This window comes from Azotobacter beijerinckii (assembly GCF_900110885.1).
Lineage (GTDB): Bacteria > Pseudomonadota > Gammaproteobacteria > Pseudomonadales > Pseudomonadaceae > Azotobacter > Azotobacter beijerinckii.
In genome coordinates, this window is the sequence record NZ_FOFJ01000025.1 from 51,428 (window position 1) to 58,307 (window position 6,880).

Below are 6,880 nucleotides of genomic sequence, written 5' to 3' on the forward strand. Positions count from 1 at the left end.
ACCTTTTTGTGGAACAATGCACCCACATGCGTTCGCAAGGTTCATTGCCGTGATCGACCCCGATGGATTTCGCCCCAATGTCGGCATCATCCTGACCAATGACATCGGTCAGGTGCTCTGGGCACGGCGGATCAACCAGGATGCCTGGCAGTTTCCCCAGGGCGGCATCGATGCGCGGGAGTCGCCGGAGGAGGCGCTGTTCCGCGAGCTCAACGAGGAAGTCGGGCTGGAGCAGCAGGATGTGAGCATCCTCGCCTGCACCCGTGGCTGGTTGCGTTACCGCCTGCCGCAGCGCCTGGTGCGTTCCCACAGCCAGCCGCTGTGCATCGGCCAGAAGCAGAAGTGGTTCCTCCTGCGCCTGCTCTCCGACGAGCAGCGGGTGCGCATGGACCTGACCGGCAAACCCGAATTCGATGGCTGGCGCTGGGTCAGCTACTGGTACCCGCTGGGCCAGGTAGTCACCTTCAAGCGCGAGGTCTACCGGCGCGCCTTGAAAGAACTCGCACCGCGCCTGCTGGCGCGGGACTGATCAGACGGAGCTCGAACCGAGCCATGCTCAACACGTTGCGCAAGATCGTCCAGGAAGTGAATGCCGCCAAGGATCTCAAAACGGCACTGGGCATCATCGTGCAACGCATCCGGGAAACCATGCGCAGCCAGGTCTGCTCGGTCTATCTGCTCGACCCGGAAACCAACCGCTTCGTGCTGATGGCCACCGAGGGGCTCAACAAGCGCTCCATCGGCAAGGTCAGCATGGCTCCCAACGAGGGGCTGGTCGGCCTGGTCGGCACCCGTGAGGAGCCGCTCAACCTGGAGAATGCGGCCGACCACCCGCGTTACCGCTATTTCGCCGAAACCGGCGAGGAGCGCTACGCCTCCTTCCTCGGCGCGCCGATCATCCACCACCGGCGGGTGATGGGGGTGCTGGTCGTCCAGCAGAAGGAGCGCCGCGAGTTCGACGAGGGCGAGGAAGCCTTCCTGGTGACGATGAGCGCGCAGCTTGCCGGGGTCATCGCCCATGCCGAGGCGACCGGTTCGATCAGCGGCCTCGGCCGGCAGGGCAAGGGCATCCAGGAGGCGCGCTTCGTCGGCGTGCCGGCCGCGCCGGGCGTCGCCGTCGGCAAGGCCGTGGTGGTGCTGCCGCCGGCCGACCTGGACGTGGTGCCGGACAAGCCGGCGGGGAACGTCCCGGCCGAACTGGCGCTGTTCGGCAACGCCCTGGAGGCGGTGCGCACCGACATCCGCGCGCTGTCCGTCAAGCTGGCCACCCAGCTGCGTCCGGAAGAGCGCGCGCTGTTCGACGTCTACCTGATGATGCTCGACGACGCCTCCCTGGGCAGCGAGGTGCAGCGGGTGATCCGCACCGGCCAGTGGGCCCAGGGTGCGCTGCGCCAGGTGGTCAACGAGCACGTCAAGCGCTTCGAGATGATGGACGACGCCTACCTGCGCGAGCGGGCCTCCGACGTCAAGGACCTCGGCCGGCGCCTGCTCGCCTACCTGCAGCAGGCCCGCCAGCAGGCCATGGTCTATGCGGAGAACACCATCCTGGTCAGCGAGGAGCTGAGCCCGGCGATGCTCGGCGAGGTGCCCGAGGGCAAGCTGGCCGGCCTGGTGTCGGTGCAGGGCTCGGGCAATTCCCACGTGGCGATCCTCGCCCGCGCGATGGGCATTCCCACGGTGATGGGGGCGGTCGATCTGCCCTATTCGAAGATGGACGGCATCGACCTGATCGTCGACGGCTACCACGGCGAGGTCTACACCAACCCCAGCGAGCTGCTGCGCCAGCAGTTCGCCGAACTGGTCGAGGAGGAGCGCCAACTGACCCAGGGGCTGGACGCCCTGCGCGAGCTGCCCTGCGAGACCCTCGACGGCCACCGTCTGCCGCTGTGGGTCAACACCGGCCTGCTCGCCGACGTCGCCCGCGCCCAGGAGCGCGGCGCCGAGGGCGTGGGCCTGTACCGCACCGAAGTACCGTTCATGAACAACGAGCGCTTCCCCAGCGAGAAGGAGCAACTGGCGATCTACCGCGACCAGCTGTCCGCTTTCCATCCGCTGCCGGTGACCATGCGCACCCTGGACATCGGCGGCGACAAGGCGCTGTCCTATTTCCCGATCAAGGAAAGCAACCCCTTCCTCGGCTGGCGCGGCATCCGCGTCACCCTCGATCACCCGGAGATCTTCCTGGTGCAGACCCGCGCCATGCTTAAGGCCAGCGAGGGACTGAACAACCTGCGCATCCTCCTGCCGATGATCTCCAGCGTCCACGAGCTGGACGAGGCGCTGCACCTGATCCACCGCGCCTGGGGCGAGGTCCGCGACGAGGGCACCGACGTGCCGATGCCGCCGATCGGGGTGATGATAGAAATTCCCGCGGCGGTCTACCAGACCCGCGAGCTGGCGCGCATGGTGGATTTCCTCTCGGTCGGCTCCAACGACCTGACCCAGTACCTGCTGGCGGTGGACCGCAACAACCCGCGGGTCGCCGACCTCTACGACTACCTGCACCCGGCGGTGCTGCAGGCGCTCAACAAGGTGGTGCAGGACGCCCATGCCGAAGGCAAGCCGGTGAGCATCTGCGGCGAGATGGCCGGCGATCCCTCGGCGGCGGTGCTGCTGCTGGCGATGGGCTTCGACAGCCTGTCGATGAACGCCACCAACCTGCCCAAGGTCAAGTGGCTGCTGCGCCAGATCACCCTCGGCAAGGCCCGGGAGCTGCTCGGCCAGCTGATGGCCATCGACAATGCGCAGGTCGTCCACAGCACACTGCAACTGGCCCTGCGCAACCTCGGCCTCGGCCGGGTGATCAATCCGGTGGCCTCGCTGCAGGGATAAGCGGCGGGCCTGTATCTTCCCGGAGCCGTGCTGGGCCGGGGATCCTCCGGCGATGGGGCCAGTCCCGCGCCGCGCCGGGGCGAAGCTCATGGAGGGGCGCAAAATTACCGACAGCACCTATCCTGGTGCGTCCCAGGAGGCCGTCGAGCGGACGTTGCGCTTTGCGCTGGAGATCGTCAGCGACGGCATCTGGGACTGGAACATCCGCACCGATCACGTCAAGCGCAGCCCGGGCTGGTATTCGATGCTCGGCTATGCCGTGGACGGCTTGTCGGAGAACGTCGCGACCTGGCACGAGGTGATCCACCCGGACGACTTCGAGCGGGTCATGCGCGGTTTTCAGGCCTATCTGGACGGGACGCAGCCCCTCTATGCCGAGGAGTACCGCTGCCGTTGCCGCAATGGCGACTATCTGTGGGTCAGCGATCACGGCCGTTTCGTCGAGTTCGACGAGGAGGGGCGGGCGACACGGATGATCGGCGCACACCGCAACATTCACGAGCGCAAGCTCGCCGAACTGGCCCTGCAGCAGAAGAATCAGGAACTCCTGGAACTCAACCGGACCCTCGAGGACCTGGTGGCGGCGCGTACCGAGGCCCTGCAGCAGGCCAACCGGGCCCTGGCCGAGCAGGCTGCGCTGGCCCTGCGCCTCAGCGAGACCGACCCGCTCACCCAGGTCGCCAACCGCCGCCGCTTCGAACGGCAGGTGCAGGCCGAATGGCATCGCCTGCAGCGACATGGCCATCCCTGCGCGTTGCTGATGTTCGACCTCGACCATTTCAAGCGAATCAACGACCGCCTCGGCCACCCAGCCGGGGACCGGGTGCTGGTCGCGGTGGCGGAGGCGGTTCGCCAAGACCTGCGGGAGGTGGACTGCTTCGCCCGCTGGGGCGGCGAGGAGTTCGTCGTGCTGCTGCCGGACACCGACGCCGGTGCGGCCCTGTCATTGGCGGAGCGCCTGCGCCTGACCCTGCGGCGGATCGATGCCGCCTTGCCGATGCTGCTCACCGCCAGCTTCGCCGTGGGGGCGATGTGCCCGGGCGAAGACTCGGTCGCGCTGATCCGCCGCCTGGACGATGCGCTGTATCTGGCCAAGCAGCAGCGGGATTGCGTCGTGGTCTGCTAGCGACTGTCCAGCCAACCTGCTCACGGGAGGTCGAGCCTCACTTCGGCGAGGTGAGCGCCGTAGGGGCCGTAGCTGCGCTCGACCAGCTGCCGCGTGCCGTCCGCCGCGACGATCAGAGCGGTGCTGGAGCGGGTACCGTAGTTCGCACTGGCGATGAACACGCTCGACAGCAGGCGCTCGCTGGCCAGGCCGACGCCGGTATCCGGCAGCTCCGCGTCCGGTGCCGGCTGTGGATCGTGCAGCGCCGCCAGCAGGCACCCCGCCTCCGGGGTTTCCAGGCAGTCGGCCAGCGCTGCCTTGGCACGGCGCAGTTTCGGCCAGGGGGTGTCCAGGCTCGCGTTGGACAGCCCGTAGAGTCCCGCCGGCAGGCGCCGTGGCGCTGCCTCGCGGGCGTGGTAGAACCAGAGTTCCCCGGCCGTGCCGGCCAGCAGGTTGAAGCCGGAGTAATCCCGCACGCGCTCCGCCACCTGCGCCAGATAGGCCGCGGGCGACAGCTCGCCGAGCAAGAAGCCCGCCGGCAGTTCGCCGCGACTGCGCCGGCCCTGCGCCTGGGCGGGGTCGCGGATGTTGGTCAGGGCGGCGAAGCGTCCGCCGGGGCCGACCCCCAGCCAGGTGCCGCCGGCCTCCAGGTCGCGTCCGGCATGCACGCCCGGCGCCTCCGGCCAGGTCGCCAGGGGCAGGCTGGGGCGGGCGTAGAACTCGTCGCGGTTGGCGGCCAGTACCAGCGGCGTGGCGTGGCCGGGGCGCCAGGCGAAAACGATCAGGCACATGGAGCCTTTCTCCCGTGGATAGGGGGTCGTCGGTGGCCGGAGCGGTCAGTCCACCATCGCGCCGAAGCTGTCGGCCCGGGCCATTTTCCACATGCGTGCATGGAGATGGAGCTTGCCCTTGGCTTTGCTGTCGAGCAGTTCGCCCGGCTTGAGGAAGACGTGCTGCTGGGAGAACAGCTTGATTTCGGTGGCGGAAATACGTCGCACCAGGTGCTTGGCATCCACCTGCGACGGGTGCTCGAGACCGGCGGCGGCGAGCATTTCGGCCAGGGTCTTGAGGGTGTTGCGATGGAAGTTGTGGACCCGCTGGGCCTTGTCCTCGACCACGACCGCGCGCTGGCGCAGCGGGTCCTGGGTAGCGATGCCGGTGGGGCATTTGTTGGTGTGGCACGATTGCGACTGGATGCAGCCGAGGGCGAACATGAAGCCGCGCGCCGAGTTGGCCCAGTCGGCGCCGATGGCCAGCACGCTGAGGATGTCGAAGGCGCTGACGATCTTGCCGCTGGTGCCGAGCTTGATCTTGTCGCGCAGGTTCGCCCCGACCAGGGTGTTGTGCACGAACAGCAGGGCTTCGCGCATCGGCACGCCGATGTGGTCGGCGAACTCCAGAGGTGCCGCCCCGGTGCCGCCCTCCTTGCCGTCGACGACGATGAAGTCGGGCAGGATGCCGGTTTCCAGCATGGCCTTGACGATCCCCATGAACTCCCAGAGATGGCCCAGGCAGAACTTGAAGCCGACCGGCTTGCCGCCGGACAGTTCGCGCAGCTGGGCGATGAACTGCATCAGTTCGATCGGGGTGGAGAAGGCGCTGTGGCATGCCGGCGACACGCAGTCCTCGTTCATCGGCACGCCGCGGGTCGCGGCGATTTCCGGGGTGACCTTGTGCTTGGGCAGGATGCCGCCGTGGCCCGGCTTGGCGCCCTGGCTGAGCTTGATCTCGATCATCCGCACCTGGGGACTCTTGGCCTGGACGGCGAAGCGGTCCGGATCGAAGCGGCCGTCATTGGTACGGCAGCCGAAATAGCCGCTGCCCAGTTCCCACACCAGGTCGCCGCCGTGTTCGCCATGGTAGGGGCTGAGGCCGCCCTCGCCGCTGTCGTGGTAGAAGTTGCCGAGCTTGGCGCCCTTGTTCAAGGCGCGGACGGCGTTGGCGCTGAGCGCGCCGAAGCTCATCGCCGAAATGTTGAACAGCGAGGCCGAATAGGGCTGGGTGCATTGCGGCCCGCCGATGAGGACCCGGAAACTGTCAGGGTTGGCCAGCGGCGCCGGGCGCATGGAGTGGCCGATGAACTCGAAGCCGTTCTCGTAGACGTCGACCAGCGTGCCGAAGGGTTTGTCCCCGCTCTTGTTCCTTGCCCGCGCGTAGATCAGCAGGCGCTGGGTCCGGGAGAAGGGCAGGCGGTCGTTGTCGCCCTCGATCAGGTACTGGCGGATTTCCGGACGAATGCTTTCGATCAGGTAGCGCAGGTTGCCGAGGATCGGGTAGTTGCGCCGCACCGCATAACGGGTCTGCAGCAGGTCGGCGATGCCGAGCAGGCTCAGCGCGGCGGTGGCCAGGGTGAAGGGGCGCAGCCATTCGTGCGCCCAGAGGGGAAGGCTGCACAGGGTGAATGCTACGCAGAAGGCGAAGAAGGCGTATCGGCTCAGCAGCGAGATGTTCATGAGCGAGACGTGCATGCAAGGACCTCGGTTTTTTGAGCTATTGTCGGCATCCTGCATGTCATGCATACGACTTGCCAAGTGCGCGGTGCCCAGCGGACGGACTGCGGCGGCGGCGACGGGTGGTCCATCGGAGCCGATCGGACCTCATGGGGCTCCCCCGCAAGCGCCCAGGGCAATCGCGCTATGAGGCATCCGGGCCAAACAGCAGTTGGGTTCGGTACTGCGCATTGGTGCAAGCCCGCATGCGCCGCCTGCCAATGCTCAGTTGACTGCTGTCGTTCTGTCGTATCAGGTTCAGTGCCGCACGGCGTATCACGGCCAGGTTGCTGGCCGAGTGGTCCTTGCGACTGCGATTGGCATCCTCGCGAAACTGCACATCCAACACCCAGTGCTGGCTGTTCTCAATGGCCCAGTGGTCGCGCACCACGCCGGCAAAGCGTTCCAGGTCGCCGATCGAGCTCAGGAAATAGCGGCACTCGCGCATTTCCCG

At 67.3% G+C, this 6,880-nt stretch carries 6 protein-coding genes; 3 read left to right on the forward strand and 3 right to left on the reverse strand.

The window, feature by feature from the left end:
* Nucleotides 1-49 precede the first annotated feature (49 nt).
* From BMY22_RS13670 to BMY22_RS13680, 3 genes are all read left to right on the forward strand, one after another.
* Nucleotides 50-529, forward strand: coding sequence for an RNA pyrophosphohydrolase (locus BMY22_RS13670; protein WP_090622911.1), 480 nt, complete (start codon nt 50-52; stop codon nt 527-529).
* Nucleotides 530-552: 23 nt separating this feature from the next.
* Nucleotides 553-2,832 (forward strand): phosphoenolpyruvate--protein phosphotransferase, encoded by a 2,280-nt coding sequence (gene ptsP, locus BMY22_RS13675; RefSeq protein WP_090622913.1) that lies wholly within the window; start codon nt 553-555, stop codon nt 2,830-2,832.
* Nucleotides 2,833-2,920: 88 nt separating this feature from the next.
* A complete protein-coding gene (locus BMY22_RS13680; protein WP_090622915.1) occupies nt 2,921-3,958 on the forward strand; it encodes a GGDEF domain-containing protein in 1,038 nt (345 codons plus the stop codon).
* 20 nt (nt 3,959-3,978) lie between these two features.
* On the opposite strand, the gene BMY22_RS13685 is transcribed toward BMY22_RS13680, so the two are convergent.
* The 3 genes from BMY22_RS13685 to BMY22_RS13695 all read right to left on the reverse strand — a co-directional run.
* On the reverse strand, nt 3,979-4,728 hold the full coding sequence (locus BMY22_RS13685) for an NRDE family protein (protein ID WP_090622917.1): 750 nt from the start codon (nt 4,726-4,728) through the stop codon (nt 3,979-3,981).
* Between the two features lie 45 nt (nt 4,729-4,773).
* Nucleotides 4,774-6,390: an FMN-binding glutamate synthase family protein gene (locus BMY22_RS13690; RefSeq protein ID WP_090622926.1), complete on the reverse strand. Its 1,617-nt coding sequence runs from the start codon at nt 6,388-6,390 to the stop codon at nt 4,774-4,776.
* A gap of 181 nt (nt 6,391-6,571) precedes the next feature.
* A partial coding sequence (locus BMY22_RS13695; RefSeq protein ID WP_143068492.1) for an ISAs1 family transposase occupies nt 6,572-6,880 on the reverse strand: 309 nt, incomplete at its 5' end.